Here is a 16,012-nt window from a genome sequence, read left to right on the forward strand (position 1 = left end):
GCTCGCGCTCGGCGGGCTGTGGGCGGTGTGGGCCTCGGCGGGCGGCGACCCGGGCGGGGGCGCGCGGCTGGGGCTGCTCGCGGTGGCCGCGCTCGCCATGGGCGGCCAGAGCGGTCTGGTGCGTGCCGTCGGACCGCCGGGGATGTCCACCACCTACCTCACCGGCACCCTGACCGGCCTGCTCGTCGACGTGGCCCGCGACGGCCGGGTGCGCTGGGTCAGCCTGGCGCTGCTCGCCTCCCTCGTCGTGGGCGCGGCGCTCGGCGGGCTGCTGGTCACGTACGCCGCTCCGGCCGCGCCCGGCCTGCCCGCCGGGCTGGTCGCGCTGGTTCTGCTGGTGTCCTTCGTTCCTCAAGGGGGTGCCGTATGGGGCAGGTTGAGCGGTTGAACGGCCTTCCGGCAGGTGTGCCCGGGTGACAGACTCCTTCCGTGACCGACTTCGACATGCTTGTCATCGGATCCGGCCCCGGCGGCCAGAAGGCCGCCATCGCGGCGGCCAAGCTCGGCCGCCGGGTCGCCGTCGTCGACCGGCCGGACATGGTGGGCGGGGTGTCCCTGCACACCGGGACCGTGCCGTCCAAGACCCTGCGCGAGGCGGTGCTCTACCTCACCGGGCTGACCCAGCGGGATCTGTACGGCCAGAGCTATCGCCTCAAGGAAGAGATCACGGTCGCGGATCTGACGGCGCGCACCCGGCATGTGGTGGGCCGCGAGGTGGACGTCGTCCGCAATCAGCTCTCCCGCAACCGGGTGGCGCTGTTCTCCGGCACCGGACGGTTCGTGGACGACCACACCGTGGCCGTGACGGACGCCTCCGGCCGGGAGCAGCTCCTGACCGGGCGGCACATCGTGATCGCCACCGGCACCCGCCCGGCCCGCCCGGCGAGCGTGGAGTTCGACGAGCGCACGGTCATGGACTCCGACAGCGTCCTCAGCATGGAGCGGGTGCCGCGCTCCATGGTCATCGTGGGGGCCGGGGTGATCGGCATCGAGTACGCCTCGATGTTCGCCGCGCTGGGCAGCAAGGTCACCGTGGTCGAGCAGCGGGACGGCATGCTCGACTTCTGCGACGTCGAGATCGTCGAGGCGCTCCGGTACCGGCTGCGGGACCTCGCCGTCACCTTCCGCTTCGGCGAGACGGTCGCGGCCGTCGAGCGGCACGAGCGCGGCACCCTGACCGTGCTGGAGAGCGGGAAGAAGATCCCGGCCGACGCGGTGATGTACTCCGCGGGGCGGCAGGGGATGACCGAGGGGCTCGACCTCGCGCGGGCGGGGCTCACCGCCGACCGGCGCGGCCGGATCGCGGTGGACGAGCACTACCGGACGGCCGTGCCGCACATCTACGCGGTGGGGGACGTGGTCGGGTTCCCGGCGCTGGCCGCGACCTCCATGGAGCAGGGCCGCAGCGCGGCGTACCACGCGTGCGACGAGCCGGTGAACCCGATCCACGACCTCCAGCCCATCGGGATCTACTCCATCCCGGAGATCAGCTTCATCGGCCGGACCGAGGACCAGCTGACGGACGCGAAGGTGCCGTTCGAGGTCGGGGTGTCGCGCTACCGCGAGCTGGCCCGCGGCCAGATCGTCGGCGACGGGCACGGCATGCTGAAGCTGCTGGTGTCCCCGCACGACCGGCGGCTGCTCGGGGTGCACTGCTTCGGCACGGGCGCGACCGAGCTGATCCACATCGGCCAGGCGGTGATGGGCTGCGGCGGGACCGTCGACTACCTGGTCGACGCGGTGTTCAACTATCCGACCTTCGCCGAGTCCTACAAGGTCGCCGCCCTCGACGCGACGAACCGGATGCGCGAGGTCGACCACCTCGGGGACTGATCCCCGGCCCACCGCCGCGTAACGCATCTTTTGGGATACTTGGAGGCGTATCGGGAGGTGGTTCGAGATGACCCGCGCAGTCGGTATCGACCTGGGGACGACGAACTCCGTGGTCGCGGTCCTCGAAGGCGGTGAGCCCACCGTCATCACCAACACCGAAGGCGCCCGGACCACCCCCTCGGTGGTCGCCTTCGCGAAGAACGGTGAGGTGCTGGTCGGCGAGGTGGCCAAGCGCCAGGCGGTGACCAACGTGGACCGCACCGCCCGGTCGGTCAAGCGCCACATGGGGGAGGAGCACTGGCACTTCCCGGCCACGGGCGACGTCGACGGCAAGCGCTACACCGCGCAGGAGATCTCCGCGCGGGTGCTCCAGAAGCTCAAGCGCGACGCGGAGGCGTATCTCGGCGAGGACGTCACGGACGCGGTCGTCACCGTCCCCGCGTACTTCAACGACAGCCAGCGCACCGCCACCAAGGAGGCGGGCGAGATCGCCGGGCTGAAGGTGCTGCGGATCATCAACGAGCCCACGGCGGCCGCCCTGGCGTACGGCCTTGACCGGGAGAACGACCAGCGGATCCTGGTCTTCGACCTCGGTGGCGGCACCTTCGACGTCTCGCTGCTGGAGATCGGCGAGGGCGTGGTGGAGGTCAAGGCCACCAACGGCGACACCCACCTCGGCGGCGACGACTGGGACCAGCGGGTCGTGGACCACCTGGTGAAGCAGTTCAAGAACAACTACGGGGTCGATCTGGGCAAGGACAAGATGGCGGTGCAGCGGCTGCGCGAGGCCGCCGAGAAGGCCAAGATCGAACTGTCCGCGGCGACCGAGACCGCGATCAACCTGCCCTACATCACCGCGTCCGCCGAGGGCCCGCTGCACCTGGACGAGAAGCTCACCCGTTCGCAGTTCCAGCAGCTGACCGAGGACCTGCTGGAGCGCTGCAAGGCCCCCTTCCACCAGGCGATCAAGGACGCCGGGGTCAAGACCTCCGACATCGACCATGTGATCATGGTCGGCGGCTCGACCCGGATGCCCGCGGTGACCGGCCTGGTCAAGGAGCTGACCGGCAAGGAGCCGCACAAGGGCGTCAACCCGGACGAGGTCGTCGCCATCGGCGCGTCCCTCCAGGCCGGTGTGCTCAAGGGCGAGGTGAAGGACGTCCTGCTGCTGGACGTCACCCCGCTGTCCCTGGGCATCGAGACCAAGGGCGGCATCATGACCAAGCTGATCGAGCGCAACACCACGATCCCCACCAAGCGCTCGGAGGTCTTCACCACCGCCGAGGACAACCAGCCCTCGGTGCAGATCCAAGTGTTCCAGGGCGAGCGCGAGATCGCCGCGTACAACAAGAAGCTCGGGATGTTCGAGCTGACGGGGCTGCCGCCCGCCCCGCGTGGGGTGCCGCAGATCGAGGTGGCCTTCGACATCGACGCCAACGGCATCATGCACGTCTCCGCCAAGGATCTGGGTACCGGCAAGGAGCAGCGGATGACCGTCACCGGCGGTTCCGCGTTGCCGAAGGACGACATCGACCGCATGATGCGCGAGGCCGAGCAGTACGCGGAGGAGGACCACAAGCGCCGCGAGGCCGCCGAGACCCGCAACCAGGCCGAATCCCTCGTGTACCAGACCGAGAAGCTGCTGCGCGACCAGGCCGGGAAGGTGCCGCAGGACGTCCGGGAGGAGGCCGAGACGGCGATCGCGGAGCTGAAGGAGACGCTGAAGGGCGAGGACACCGCCGCGATCCGGGACGCCACCGACAAGGCCGCCACCGTCGGACAGAAGATCGGCACCGCCCTCTACGCCCAGGCGCAAGGGCAGTCCGGGACCCCGGGCGGGGGCGGGAGCGGCGACGGAGGCCAGGACCAGTCGCAGGCGGACGCCGACGAGGTCGTGGACGCGGAGATCGTGGACGACGAGAAGCCGAAGGGGAGCACCGGCTGACCGCCCCGGAAAGCGTGCCCGGACCGTGGCGCGGGCCCGGAATGCGAGGAGAATGGGGGGTGACGTCGAAAACTCCGGGGATGTGTCCGTGAACAACGGGACCGGCGACACCGGCTACGGGAACATGCGGCTCGACCGCACCGGTCAGGCCGAGGCGTTCGACGCCATCGGCGACCGCTACGACGAGGCGTTCCCGCACAAGGACGGCCAGCTCGCCGCAGGCGAGTGGCTGATCGGCCTGCTCCCGCGCGGATCCCGGGTGCTCGACCTGGGCTGCGGCACCGGGCTGCCCACCGCGCGCCAGCTGACCGGCGCCGGGCTCCGGGTCACCGGTGTCGACCTGTCCGCCGGAATGGTGCGGCTCGCCCGGTCCTATGTCCCCGGCGCCTCCTTCCACCAGGCGGACATCGCCGATCTGCGGACCGGGGGCCCGCTCGACCTCGGCCGGTTCGACGCGGTCACGGCGTTCTTCTCGCTGCTGATGCTGCGCCGCGCCGAGATCCCGCTCGCGCTGGGCACCATCCACCGCCTGCTGTCGCCCGGCGGGCTGTTCGCCCTGTCGATGGTGGAGGCCGACGTGGACGACTTCTCGATCCCGTTCCTCCGCTCCACCATCCGGGTCACCGGCTATCTGCGGGACGATCTGCGCGAGGTCATCGAGGCGGCCCGCTTCGAGATCGTCGGCGAGTCGTCCTACACCTACGCACCGGCCTCCTCGGACGTCCCGCCCGAGGAGCAGATCTTCCTCCGGTGCCGACGGGGCGGCTGAATCCGCATCCGTACCCGTACCGCATCGGCAACGAACGGCACAGCTGATGGCGTACCCCACCCCCCCAGGAAGGCCCGGACCGACCGGGCGGCCGGGCCGTGGGGCCCGCCGCGCCCTCCCGCCGGACCCCGCCACCGCAGTCCGGCCCGGACCCGCCCGGCGTGGAGCATCTGCGGGAGGAGGCGGCGTACGGCACCGGGCCGCAGACCGACCGGCTGCGCTACCTCGACACCGCCACCCGGCAGATCGCCCGGGGCATGGACCTCGACGAGACGCTGCACGAGCTGTGCCGGGCCGCCGTGCCCGCCTTCGCCGACGCGGCCGTGGTGCATCTGCGCGATCCGCTGCCCGCCGGGGACGAGGAGCCGCCGGGACCGCTCGTCCTGTGCCCACACGCAGCCGGACCGGAATGTGTACCGGAGGCGGGGCCGGGAGCCCCGCCCGGTTTCGCCCGGCTCAGCGTCAGCGGCCGGCTCGCGGATCTGCTGGCCGCCGGGCGCCCCGCGTTCGGGGACGTCCCCGGAATCGCCGCCGCGGTCGCCGAGCTGCTGAGCCCCGCGGTGGGCGGCCCCCGGCCCGGTGCCGCCCGGCCGACGGCTGATCATCGCTCCGCTGCGCGGCCGCGAGCACACCGTCATGGGCGCCGCCGTCCTCGTACGCCACCCCGACCGGCCGCCCTTCACCGGCGACGATCTGCTGGTCGCCTCCCAGCTCGCCACCCACACCGTCCTCGGCATGAACAAGGCGGTGCTCTACGGGCGCGAGGTGTCCGTCGCCGACGCCCTCCAGCGCGCCATGCTGCCCGCCTCGCTGCCCGAACCCATCGGCGTCCGGCTGGCCACCCGCTATCTCCCCTCCTCGAAGACCGCGCGGATCGGCGGCGACTGGTACGACGCGATCCCGCTGCCCGGCAACCGCGTCGCCCTCGTCATCGGTGACGTCATGGGCCACTCCATGACCTCCGCCGCGATCATGGGCCAGCTCCGCACCACCGTGCAGACCCTCGCCGGTCTCGATCTGTCGCCGGACGAGGTGCTGCACCACCTCGACGAACAGGCCCAGCGGCTGGGCAGCCAGCACATGGCCACCTGTCTCTACGGGATCTACGACCCCATCGCGCACCGGCTGCTGATGGCCAACGCCGGTCATCCGCCCCCGGTGCTGCTCCAGCCGGGAGGCCGTGGCCAGGTGCTGCGGATCCCGCCCGGCCCGCCGGTCGGCGTCGGCGGCGTCAGCTTCGAGACGGTGGAGATGTTCGCGCCCACCGGGGCCACCCTGCTGCTGTACACCGACGGTCTCGTGGAGTCCCGCGACACCGATGTACCACCGGGGTCGAGCTGTTGCGCGACCGGCTGCACACCACCGCCCAGGTGCTCGACCCCCCGCCGCTGGAGCTGCTGTGCGACGCGGCGGTGGGCGCCGTCGGGCCCAGGGACCGCGACGACGACATCGCGCTCCTCGCCGCCCGCTTCGACGGCATCCCGTCGTACAACGTCGCCTGCTGGTTCCTGGACCCGAAGCCGCAGACCCCGGGCCGGGCCCGTCGGCTCACCCGCCGCACCCTGCACCGCTGGCGCCTGGACTCGCTGCTGGAGCCGACCGAACTGATGGTCAGCGAGGTGGTCACCAACGCCGTCCGCTACGCCTCCCGGCCGGTGACGCTGCGGCTGCTGCGCACCGATGTGCTGCGCTGCGAGGTGGACGACGACTCGCCGTTCGTGCCCAGGATGCTGCACGCCCGCCCGGGCGACGAGGGCGGCCGAGGTCTGTTCCTGGTCAACCAGTTCGCCCGGCGCTGGGGCGCGACCCGGTTGAGCACCGGCAAGCTGGTGTGGTTCGAACAGCAGCTGCCCCGGGACCTCCGGTGGAGATCCCGGAGGACTGAGGACCCTCACCGGCGGAAGATCTCCAGCCGGGACGGCGCCGGCCGGTCCGGCGGCGGCAGGACGAGCGGCCGCCGTCCCGGGGTGATCGACCCCAGGACGCCGGGGTGACGGGCGCCGGTGCAGCTCGGCACCGTGCCCGCCAGGCCGTGGGCGGTCAGGAAGCCCAGGACGGCGAAGGCGTACGCCTCCTTGGCCGCCGCCGGAAACCCGAGGTCGTCGGAGACCCGCAGCGCGATGGGGCCGAGCGTGCGGCGCAGCGCGGCCATCAGGCTCGGGTTGCGGACCCCGCCACCGGAGGCGATCACCTCGGTGGCGTGGACGGAGCGCGCCGCGTCGGCCACGGTACGGGCGGTCAGTTCGGTGACGGTGGCGACGACGTCGTGGTCCGCCACCGGGCCGGTGGCCGCCAACGCGGCCCGCAGATAGGGGAGGTGGAACAGTTCCTTGCCGGTCGTCCTGGGCGGCGGCAGCGCGTAGTACGGCTCGGCCAGCAGCCGCTCCAGCAGTCCGCGATGGACGGTGCCGCGCGCGGCGAGGGCGCCGTCCGCATCGTGGTCGAGCCGTCCGTCCGTCAGCTTCCGGACCGCCGCGTCGATGAGGGCGTTCCCGGGGCCGGTGTCGAACGCCAGCGGCTCCCCGGCCCGCGGGACCACGGTGAGGTTGGCGATGCCGCCCAGGTTCAGGGCGGCGCACACCCCGGGCCGCCCGCGCAGCCACAGCGTGTCGATCAGGCTGACCAGCGGCGCCCCCTGGCCGCCCGCGGCCACGTCCCGGCTGCGCAGATCGGAGACGACGGGGGCGCCGGTGGCCTCGGCGATCCAGGCGGGCTGCCCGATCTGGAGGGTGCCGTGCACCCGGCCGTCCTCGGCCCAGTGGTACACGGTCTGCCCGTGCGAGCTGATCAGGTCGGCCCGTCCGTCACACAGCTCCCGGTCGGCACGGACGGCGAGCCGGGCGAACGCCTGGCCGATCCGGGTGTCGAGCGCGCACACGTCCGCCAGGGTGGTGGCAGCCGGTGGCAGCGCCGCGGCCAGCGCCGTCCGTAACGTGTCCGGATAGGCGGCGCCGATCAGGCCCAGCGGGGCGAGCACCAGGGTGTCGCCGTCGAGGGCCAGATCGGCGGCCGCCGCGTCCACCGCGTCGTGGGATGTGCCCGACATCAGTCCGATCACGCGCATGGGGTCTCCTCCTCGCTCTCGTCCCGGGGCGGGTGCCGCTCCTCCTCCCGCAGCGTGCCCCGGTGGGTGTCGCCGCGCAGGGTGGCCAGGGAGACCAGGCTGAGGGCGCCGGTCGCCGCCACGTAGTACGCGGGGATGTCCGCCTCGCCGGTCCGTTTGATGGCCTCGGTGATGATCAGCCCGGCACACCCCGAGAACACGGCGTTCGACAGCGCGTACGCCAGCCCGAGCCCCGTGTACCGGACGCGGGTCGGGAACATCTCGGCGAGCATCGCCGGGCCGGGGCCCGCCATCAGCCCGACCACCGCGCCCGCCACCAGCACGGCCACGCCCTGGACGAGGGCCGAACTGTCGGGGTCCTGAAGGAGGTTGAGCAGCGGAAAGGCGAGCACCGTCACCAGGGCGGCGCCGGTCAGCATGACCGGGCGCCGTCCGATCCGATCGCTGAGCAGCCCCGCCGGGAGGATGGCGGCCGCGAAACCCGCGTTGGCCACCACGGTGGCGATCAGCGCCTGCTGGAACGTGGCGTCCAGGGTGGCCTGGAGGTACGAGGGCATGACGACCAGGAACGTGTACCCGGCCGCGGCCCAGCCCATGACGCGCCCCGCCCCCAGCACGATGGCCCGGGCCACCTCGCGGCGCGTGGCCGCCGGGAGGCGTGACCCGCCGGTCCGCCCGCCCGTCTCCCGGAACGACGGGGTCTCCTCCAGTCTCAGCCGCAGCCACAGCGCCGTCAGCCCGATCGGCAGGGCCAGCAGGAACGGCAGCCGCCAGCCCCAGTCGTTCAAAGCCTCCTCGCTCAGCGCGGTGGCCAGGACGGCGGCCGTCCCGGCACCCGCGAGCAGCCCCAGCGCGACGGTGAACGACTGCCACGCCCCGTACAGCCCCCGGCGCCCGGGCGGGGCGAACTCCGTCATGAGCGCCACCGCGCCGCCGAACTCGCCGCCCGCGGACAGCCCTTGCAGGATCCGCACCAGGGTGAGCAGCCACGGGGCGGCGGCGCCGATCGTGTCGTACGTGGGCAGCAGGCCGATGAGCGTGGTGGCGCCGGTCATCAGCAGCAGCACCAGGATCAGGGTGGGGCGCCGTCCGATCCGGTCGCCGACGCGGCCGAAGACGGCGGCCCCGATGGGCCGGAAGAAGAACGCGAGCCCGAACGAGGCGTAGGTCTTGACCAGGCCCTCGAGGGCGCCGGCGCCCTCGGGGGGGAAGAAGTTCGCGGCGATGACCGTCGCGAAGAAGCCGTAGACACCGAACTCGTACCACTCGATGAAGTTGCCGACCGAACCCGCCAGCAGGGCGCGGCGCGTGGCCGGACCGGGGAGAGAACAGCTCACCTGCATCCCGTACCCGCCCGGGGCGGGTACGTACCGGACGTGGCTACCGGCGCGGACCGTTCAGCGGCTGCTCGGCCCAGATCGTCTTGCGGTCCCCGGAGTACCGGGTGCCCCAGCGCCGGCTGAGCTGCGCGATGAGGAACAGCCCGCGGCCGCCCTCGTCCATCCGTCCGGCCCGGCGCAGATGCGGGGCGGCCGCGCTGCTGTCGGACACCTCGCAGATCAGCGACTGGTTTCTGACCAGCCGCAGTTGGATCGGGCCGCGGGCGTGCACGATCGCGTTGGTGAGCAGCTCGGTGACCACGACCTGGGTGGTGTCCAGGAGATGGCCCAGCTGCCACCGTGACAGCTGGCGCGCCACATGGGCCCGGGCCCGGGAGACGACCGCGGGTTCGGCGGGCAGGTCCCAGACGGCGCAGTGGTCGTCGCTCAGCGCCCGGGTGCGGGCCACCAGCAGCGCCACGTCGTCGGACGGATGCCCCGGGATCAGCCGGGAGACGACGGTGTCGCACACCGCGTCGAGCGACAGATCGCGGCAGTCGTCGTCCAGGGCGTGGCGCAGCCGGTCGAGCCCGGCGTCGATGTCGTGGTCGCGCGACTCCACCAGGCCGTCGGTGTAGAGCACGAGGAGGCTGTGGTCGGGCAGTTGGACCCCGGTGGCCTCGAACGGCAGCCCGCCCACGCCCAGCGGCGGCCCGTTCGCGGAGTCGAGGAACTCGGCGCGGCCGCCGGGGGTGACGACGGCGGGCGGGGGGTGGCCGGCCCGGGCGAAGGTGAGGTGCCGGGTGATGGGGTCGTAGACCGCGTACACACAGGTGGCGCCGAACGCCCAGGCGTCGATGGCCGGCTCGGGCGGGGGACCGGCCGCGGCGCCCGTGGCATCGCCGGACTCCTGGCCCTCGGCGGCCTGTTCGTCGACCAGCCGCCGCACCTGGTCGTCGACGTGGGCCAGCAGTTCGTCGGGGGGAAGGTCGAGGTCGGCCAGGGTGCGGACGGCGGTGCGCAGCCGCCCCATGGTGACGGCGGCCTTCATCCCGTGGCCGACCACGTCCCCCACGACGAGCGCCACCCGGGCGCCGGACAGCGGAATCACATCGAACCAGTCGCCGCCCACCCCCAGCCGGCTGCCCGCCGGGAGATAGCGCGACCGGGCCTCCACGGCCGCCTGGGCCGGGAGCCGCTGGGGGAGCAGGCTGCGCTGGAGGGCGAGAGCGGTGCCGCGTTCGCGGGTGTAGCGGCGGGCGTTGTCGATGCACACCGCGGCGCGAGCCACGATCTCGTCGGCCAGCAGCAGATCGTCCTGTTCGAAGGGGTCGGTGCGCTGCCGCCGCACGAACACCGCCACTCCGAGGGTGCTGCCGCGCGCCCGTACGGGCACCACCATCCAGGAGTGGATGCCCCACCGCTTGATGCCCTCGGCCCGCTTCGGATCGTCGGCGAGCCAGCCGGGGACCGGATCCTGGCCGTTCACCGACTCCAGGACGGAGGCGCCGGTGGCCAGGGCGCGGGCGAAGGGGGAGTCCGGGGCGGACGCGTGGACGTCCACGTCCTCCACGTCGGCCACGGCCTCCGGGGTGCCGGGCGCGATGGACCGGTGGGCCGCGCGCCGGAAGACCCTCTCGCTCGTCACCGCCCCGGTGGGCGGCTCCTCGCCCTCGAAGACCGAGTCGATCAGATCGACGCAGGCGAAGTCCGCGAGCCGGGGCACCGCCACGTCCGCCAGCTCCTGGGCGGTGTGCAGCAGGTCGAGGGTGGAGCCGATGCGGGCGCTGGCGTCGTTCAGTACCGCGAGCCGCTCCCGGGCGCGGTGCCGCTCGGTGATGTCGAGCACCGCGTGGCAGACGGCGAACACCTCGCCGGAGCGGTCCTTGAGCGGAAAGACCGAGTTGGACCAGACGCGCTCCCGGTCCGGGTCGGAGGGCACCCGGCCCCGAACCTCGACGTCGGCGACCGCGACGCCCTGGCGGAGCACCTGGTGCTGCGTGGCCTCCATTCCGGAGGTGTCCACCTGTGAGACCGTCTCGCTGAGGGTGAGCCCCAGCCGCTCCTCGTCCGGGACGCCGCTCAGTCGGCGCAGAGCGGCGTTCTGCATCAGACAGCGGTACTGGTCGTCGTAGACGCTCATGGCGATGGGGGAGGCCAGGCCCAGGCCGTCCAGGAGCGCGCGGCCGATGTCCTGGCGGCGCACCGCCTCCTCGCTGGTGGCCTGGAGCAGCCAGTGGGGGCGCCCGTCGCCCGGGGACCACGGCTGGGCCCACAGGACGGTGCGCACGTCGTGGCCGTCGCGGTGGCGCAGCACCGCGGGGCCGCCCCCGGCGGCGGTGTGCGCCTCGAAGCGGGGCGGTCCCGGGCCGCCGGGGGCGAACAGCTCGGCCACCGGGCGTCCCACCACGTCCTCGGCCCGGTGTCCGAGGAGGTTCTGCGCGCCGAGGCTCCAGCCGGTCAGCACGCCCCGCTCGTCCACCACACAGGTGGCTTCCGAGATCGGGTCGGGGAGGTGGTGGGGCCATCCGCGGAAGGTGGTGTCGCCCATCTCTGCATGCGCTCTCGCCTCGTATCGGCACGTGCAGCGAATTTTACTCCGCCCGGCTCGCGGGACCCCTTGGCGCCATTCATTAATTCATATTTAATATCGGCTGTGAGTCCTTCTTCCCCCGCTCAGGGACCCGCCCGGGAACCCGGGTGCGTGATCGTCACCGGCGCCGCAGGCGGCATCGGCGCGGCCACCGCCCGCCGACTGGCCGCGGACGGCGCCGGGGTGCTGATCGCCGACGTGCTGCGCGAGGAGGGCGAGGACGTCGCCCGGGACATCCGCGCCGACGGCGGCAGGGCCGTCTTCCAGTACTGCGACGTGGCCGACGAGGCGTCCTGGGACGCGGCGGTGCGTACCGCGACCGAGCGCTACGGACCCGTGTCCGGGCTGGTCAGCAACGCCGCCGCGGTACGGATCGGGCCCGCCGACGCGATCGGCCTCGACGAGTGGAACCGGCAGCTGTCGGTCGGCCTCACCGCCGCCTTCCTCGGCTTCCGCGCCTGCCTCCCCGGCCTGCGGGCCACCCGGGGGAGCGCGGTCCTGGTGTCGTCCGTGCACGCCCTCGTCGGCCTCCCCGGCCGCCCCGCCTACGCGGCGGGGAAGGCGGGGCTCACCGGGCTGACCCGCCAGCTGGCGGTCGAGTACGGCCCCGCGGTGCGGGTCAACGCCGTCCTGCCGGGCCCCGTCCTCACCCGCGCCTGGGCCGGGATCAGCGAGGAGGACCGGCGCAACAGCGCCGAACAGACCGCAGCCCGCCGCCTCGGCCGCCCGGAGGAGGTGGCCGGGGCCATCGCCTTCCTGCTCGGCGGCGACGCCTCGTTCGTCACCGGCGCCTCGCTGGTGGTCGACGGCGGGTGGAGCGTGCTGAAAACCAGTTCCTGAGGAGCAACCTGTGATCATCACCCGTGTGGAGACCTTCGCCGTCCCGCCGCGCTGGCTGCTGTGCCGCGTGGAGACCGACGAGGGCGTCGTCGGCTGGGGCGAGCCGGTGGTCGAGGGCCGCGCCGCCACCGTCCGCACCGCCGTCCACGAGCTGGCCGAACTCCTCGTCGGCAAGGACCCCGCGCGGATCGAGGACCACTGGCAGCTCATGACCAAGGGCTCCTTCTACCGGGGCGGACCGGTGCTCTCCAGCGCGGTCGCCGGGCTCGACCAGGCGCTGTGGGACATCGCGGGCAAGACCCTCGGCGTGCCGGTCCACGTCCTGCTCGGCGGGCCGGTACGGGACAGGGTCCGCGCCTACTGCTGGGTCGGCGGCGACGAGCCCAGCGCGATCGGCGAGGCGGTCACCGCCCAGGTCGAGGCGGGATTCACCGCGGTGAAGATGAACGCCTCCGGGCGGATGAACCGGCTGCCCACCGTCTCCGACATCGACGCCGTCGTGGCCCGCGCCGCCGCCGCGCGCGAGGCCCTGGGGCCGGACCGGGACTTCGCGGTCGACTTCCACGGGCGCTTCACCGCCGCGGCCGCCCGCATGACGCTCCCTCATCTGGCCCCGTACAGCCCGCTGTTCGCCGAGGAGCCGGTCCTCCCCGAGTACACCCACCTGCTCGGTGACATCGTCGCCTCCTCGCCCGTCCCCATCGCCACCGGGGAACGGCTCTACTCGCGCACCGATGTGCTGCCCGCGCTCCAGGCCGGGGTCGCGGTGCTCCAGCCCGACCTCTCGCACGCCGGGGGCATCTCCGAGGTGCGGCGCATCGGCGCGCTCGCCGAGACCTTCGACATCCCCCTCGCCCCGCACTGCCCGCTCGGCCCGGTCTCGCTCGCCGCGAGCCTCCAGATCGCCTTCGCGACCCCCAACTTCCTGATCCAGGAACAGAGCATCGGCATCCACTACAACGACGGCGCCGAAGTCCTCGACTACGTCGTCGACCCCGAGGTGTTCCGCTTCCACGAGGGCCACATCAACCGGCCGACCGCCCCCGGGCTCGGCATCGAGGTCGACGAGCGGGCCGTGCGCGCCGCCGATTCGACGGCCCCCGACTGGCGCGGCCCGATCTGGCGCCACTCGGACGGCTCGTTCGCCGAGTGGTGACCGCGCCCGGGTGAGCGCGCCGCGTTCAGCCGCGCAGGACGGCGTTGCACTCCCGCTGGAGCGCGATGTCCTGCCACATCGGGTGCTGCGGCGCGGCGTTGGAGCACACCACCGCGCCCCACGCCCCGACCCGCGCCGCCTCGGCCACGGCGCGGCGGCAGAACGCGGCCCCCACCGGGCCCTCCTCGAACGTGCCGTGCAGCGGCGTGTAGCCGATCCAGCCCTCGCCGAAGACCAGCGGCACACCCGTCTCCGCCGCCCAGTCGGCGGCGGCGTCGATCCAGGTGACGAGCTTCTGCTCCATCGCCAGCCGGTGCGTCGCGTAGCGTTCGTACAGCCACGCGTCCCACTTGACCGGATCGCACCAGTCGTGGACGTAGATCTCCCGCGGCCCGACCGTGGTGGCCGCCAGCCGCCACCGGTCGCGCTCCGGTGGCACCCAGTCCGCCAGATCGGGCGCGCCCGGGCGCAGCAGCTCCCGGCGGGCCCGCGGCTGGGGGAAGGGCCGGGCGCGGTCGCGGATCGCGAAGGTGTCGATCAGCTCGCCGAGCACCCCGTAGACGTACGGATGGAACACGGCGACGTCGATGTCGCGGGGCACCCCGCGCAGCGAACCCACCGGCACCATCGCGTAGTTGACGGTCACGGGCCGGTTCGGGTGGCGCTCCCGGAAGCGGGCGAGACCGCGCTCCAGCCGCGGGCGCAGCGCGACGACCCGGTCCTCGCCCCGCAGACCGTCGGTGAGCCGGGTGCCCTGCACCTCGTTGTGCAGTTCGGTGAAGGCGATCCGGTCGTCCAGCCCGTGGACGACGAGGAAGTCGATCAGATCGGCCAGCGCGTCCGCGAGCGCCTCGGCGCGCCGCTCGGGCTCGACCGCCATCAGGGCGTCGTACCAGGCGCGGTCCTCGGCGAACGACGGGCTCTGCTGGTACTCCCAGCTGGAGAGGATGACGTAGCAGTCGTGCCGCAGGGCCGCCTCGAACAGCGCCCGCAGATGGGCGCGCCCGTCGATCTCGGTGACCCCGCCCACGTCGTACCAGCGCATCCGCTGCCCGTAGTCGCCGCCCAGCGGGCGCAGCCGCAGCCGGCTGGTGTCGAGCCCCGAGCCGAAGAGCAGATACGGCATCGCGCAGATGCGCACCGTGTTGTAGCCGCGGGCGACGGCGTCCTCGAAGGCGCGGTCCAGATCGGCGAAGGGCTCGCCAGGGCCGGTACGGGTGTACCAGCTGAAGTCCCACAGGGAGATGGTGAGGGTGGCCGGGAGATGGGCGTGCGGCGACTGCGTCACAGGGGGCTCCCCGCGGTCGGCGTGCTCGTCGGTGAGGTCGGTTCATCGTCCGGGCGGGCCTGAGGGGTGTCAAGATGTATTCATAAATAATGCTCAGGGCAGGAGTGCCCGGAACTGTGCCCGTGACAACGTGACTTCCCCACCTTCCCCCCGAGGAGAACCCCATGGCGTCCTATTCCGGCCGCGGTGTGCACGGCCAGGTGGTCCAGCGGCTGGGCGCCCGCATCGTCGGCGGCCACTGGGCCGAGGGCGATGTCCTGGACGTACGGGCGCTCGGCGACGAGCTGGACGTCAGCCTCACCGTGATGCGGGAATCCCTGAAGGTGCTGGCCGGAAAGGGGCTCGTCGACGCCCGCCAGAAGCGCGGCACCTACGTCCGCCCCCGCTCCGCCTGGAACCTGCTGGACGCCGACGTGATCCGCTGGCGCATGGCGGGCGGCGACGGCGAGCGGCTGATGCGCGACCTCACCGATGTGCGCTCCGTCGTGGAGCCCGCCGCCGCCCACCGCGCCGCGCTGCGCCGCACCGACGCCGACCTGACCGCGCTGGACGCGGCGCTCGCCGCGATGGAACGTGCCCGGGGCGACCTGGCCGCCGAGGCGGACGCCGACGCCGCCTTCCACCGGGCGCTGCTCGGCGCCACCGGCAACGAACTCCTCGCCCGGTTCGATCTGATCCTCGAACCCGGGCTGCGCGAGCGCGACCGGCTGGTGCACGCCCACGGGGACGCCGACGACCCCGTGCCCAGCCACCGCCGGGTGCTGGACGCGGTGCGCGACCGGGACGCCCCGCGCGCGGAACTGGCCATGCTCGATCTGCTCGCCAAGGCGGCCGAGGACGTCGGCGCGGCCGCGTCCCGGCCGCCCGGTGACTGACCGGCCGGGCCTGTCAGACCACCCAGCCGTATCCGGGCCGGGGCTTACGCGGCGCCGGTGGCTCCTCGCCCTCGATGTCGTGCTCGGCGGCCCGCAAGAGCTGCTGACCGAGGTCGCTGAGGGCCCGGCCCGCGGCCAGCTCGTCGCCGATCACGGGGATGTCCCGGTCCTCCGGGTTGCGCCGTGCCGTTCCGCGGCCGGTGAGCGCCGCGGCACCGGTGTCCAGCTCGACGCGCGCCTTCGTCCGGCCCTGGTCGTCCTCGAAGAGATAGAGATGGACCTTCCACTCCACTGTGTGCGGCATCGTCTGCTCCGATCACCTCGCTTGCC

12 protein-coding genes and 1 pseudogene are annotated in these 16,012 nt (G+C 73.1%); 8 read left to right on the forward strand and 5 right to left on the reverse strand.

Annotation, left to right across the window (positions count from 1 at the left end):
• From EEJ42_RS20245 to EEJ42_RS20265, 5 genes and pseudogenes are all read left to right on the forward strand, one after another.
• Positions 1–388 (forward strand): DUF1275 family protein (locus EEJ42_RS20245; protein WP_123101521.1); only part of this gene is annotated, 388 nt, incomplete at its 5' end.
• A gap of 41 nt (positions 389–429) precedes the next feature.
• On the forward strand, positions 430–1,833 hold the full coding sequence (gene sthA / locus EEJ42_RS20250) for a Si-specific NAD(P)(+) transhydrogenase (protein WP_123101523.1): 1,404 nt from the start codon (positions 430–432) through the stop codon (positions 1,831–1,833).
• Between the two features lie 67 nt (positions 1,834–1,900).
• Entirely contained in the window at positions 1,901–3,778 is a 1,878-nt protein-coding gene (gene dnaK, locus EEJ42_RS20255; RefSeq protein ID WP_123101525.1) for a molecular chaperone DnaK, read from the forward strand.
• Positions 3,779–3,902: 124 nt separating this feature from the next.
• On the forward strand, positions 3,903–4,547 hold the full coding sequence (locus tag EEJ42_RS20260; protein WP_123101557.1) for a class I SAM-dependent DNA methyltransferase: 645 nt from the start codon (positions 3,903–3,905) through the stop codon (positions 4,545–4,547).
• Positions 4,548–4,804: 257 nt separating this feature from the next.
• Positions 4,805–6,403 (forward strand): annotated as a pseudogene (locus EEJ42_RS20265) (SpoIIE family protein phosphatase); the annotation flags it as partial.
• Between the two features lie 35 nt (positions 6,404–6,438).
• Here EEJ42_RS20265 and EEJ42_RS20270 read toward each other — a convergent pair.
• From EEJ42_RS20270 to EEJ42_RS20280, 3 genes are read right to left on the reverse strand one after another with little or no spacing between them, the layout of a single operon-like run.
• Complete coding sequence (locus tag EEJ42_RS20270; RefSeq protein ID WP_123101527.1) at positions 6,439–7,611, reverse strand: anhydro-N-acetylmuramic acid kinase; 1,173 nt, start codon at positions 7,609–7,611, stop codon at positions 6,439–6,441.
• Positions 7,602–8,954, reverse strand: coding sequence for an MFS transporter (locus tag EEJ42_RS20275; RefSeq protein ID WP_123101529.1), 1,353 nt, complete (start codon positions 8,952–8,954; stop codon positions 7,602–7,604). Before EEJ42_RS20275 ends, EEJ42_RS20270 begins: the two co-directional genes overlap by 10 nt.
• 37 nt (positions 8,955–8,991) lie before the next feature.
• Positions 8,992–11,481, reverse strand: coding sequence for a SpoIIE family protein phosphatase (locus EEJ42_RS20280; RefSeq protein ID WP_123101531.1), 2,490 nt, complete (start codon positions 11,479–11,481; stop codon positions 8,992–8,994).
• Between the two features lie 153 nt (positions 11,482–11,634).
• Between EEJ42_RS20280 and EEJ42_RS20285 the strand changes: the two genes are divergently transcribed.
• Together EEJ42_RS20285 and dgoD are read left to right on the forward strand one after the other, a co-directional pair.
• On the forward strand, positions 11,635–12,363 hold the full coding sequence (locus EEJ42_RS20285) for an SDR family NAD(P)-dependent oxidoreductase (protein WP_123101533.1): 729 nt from the start codon (positions 11,635–11,637) through the stop codon (positions 12,361–12,363).
• A 10-nt stretch (positions 12,364–12,373) separates the two neighbouring features.
• A complete protein-coding gene (gene dgoD, locus EEJ42_RS20290; protein WP_123101535.1) occupies positions 12,374–13,519 on the forward strand; it encodes a galactonate dehydratase in 1,146 nt (381 codons plus the stop codon).
• A 25-nt stretch (positions 13,520–13,544) separates the two neighbouring features.
• Here the strand turns inward: dgoD and EEJ42_RS20295 are convergent, their stop codons facing one another.
• The gene (locus EEJ42_RS20295; protein WP_123101537.1) at positions 13,545–14,807 is read right to left on the reverse strand and encodes a cellulase-like family protein; all 1,263 of its coding nucleotides are present in this window, start codon (positions 14,805–14,807) and stop codon (positions 13,545–13,547) included.
• 164 nt (positions 14,808–14,971) lie between these two features.
• On the opposite strand from EEJ42_RS20295, the gene EEJ42_RS20300 reads away from it, so the two are divergent.
• Positions 14,972–15,682, forward strand: a complete 711-nt coding sequence (locus tag EEJ42_RS20300; RefSeq protein WP_123101539.1) for a FadR/GntR family transcriptional regulator — start codon at positions 14,972–14,974, stop codon at positions 15,680–15,682.
• Between the two features lie 13 nt (positions 15,683–15,695).
• Here EEJ42_RS20300 and EEJ42_RS20305 read toward each other — a convergent pair whose 3' ends face one another.
• Positions 15,696–15,986, reverse strand: coding sequence for a DUF1876 domain-containing protein (locus EEJ42_RS20305; RefSeq protein ID WP_123101541.1), 291 nt, complete (start codon positions 15,984–15,986; stop codon positions 15,696–15,698).
• Between the last annotated feature and the right edge of the window lie 26 nt (positions 15,987–16,012).

Source organism: Streptomyces botrytidirepellens (assembly GCF_003721215.1).
Taxonomy (GTDB): Bacteria; Actinomycetota; Actinomycetes; order Streptomycetales; family Streptomycetaceae; genus Streptomyces; species Streptomyces himastatinicus.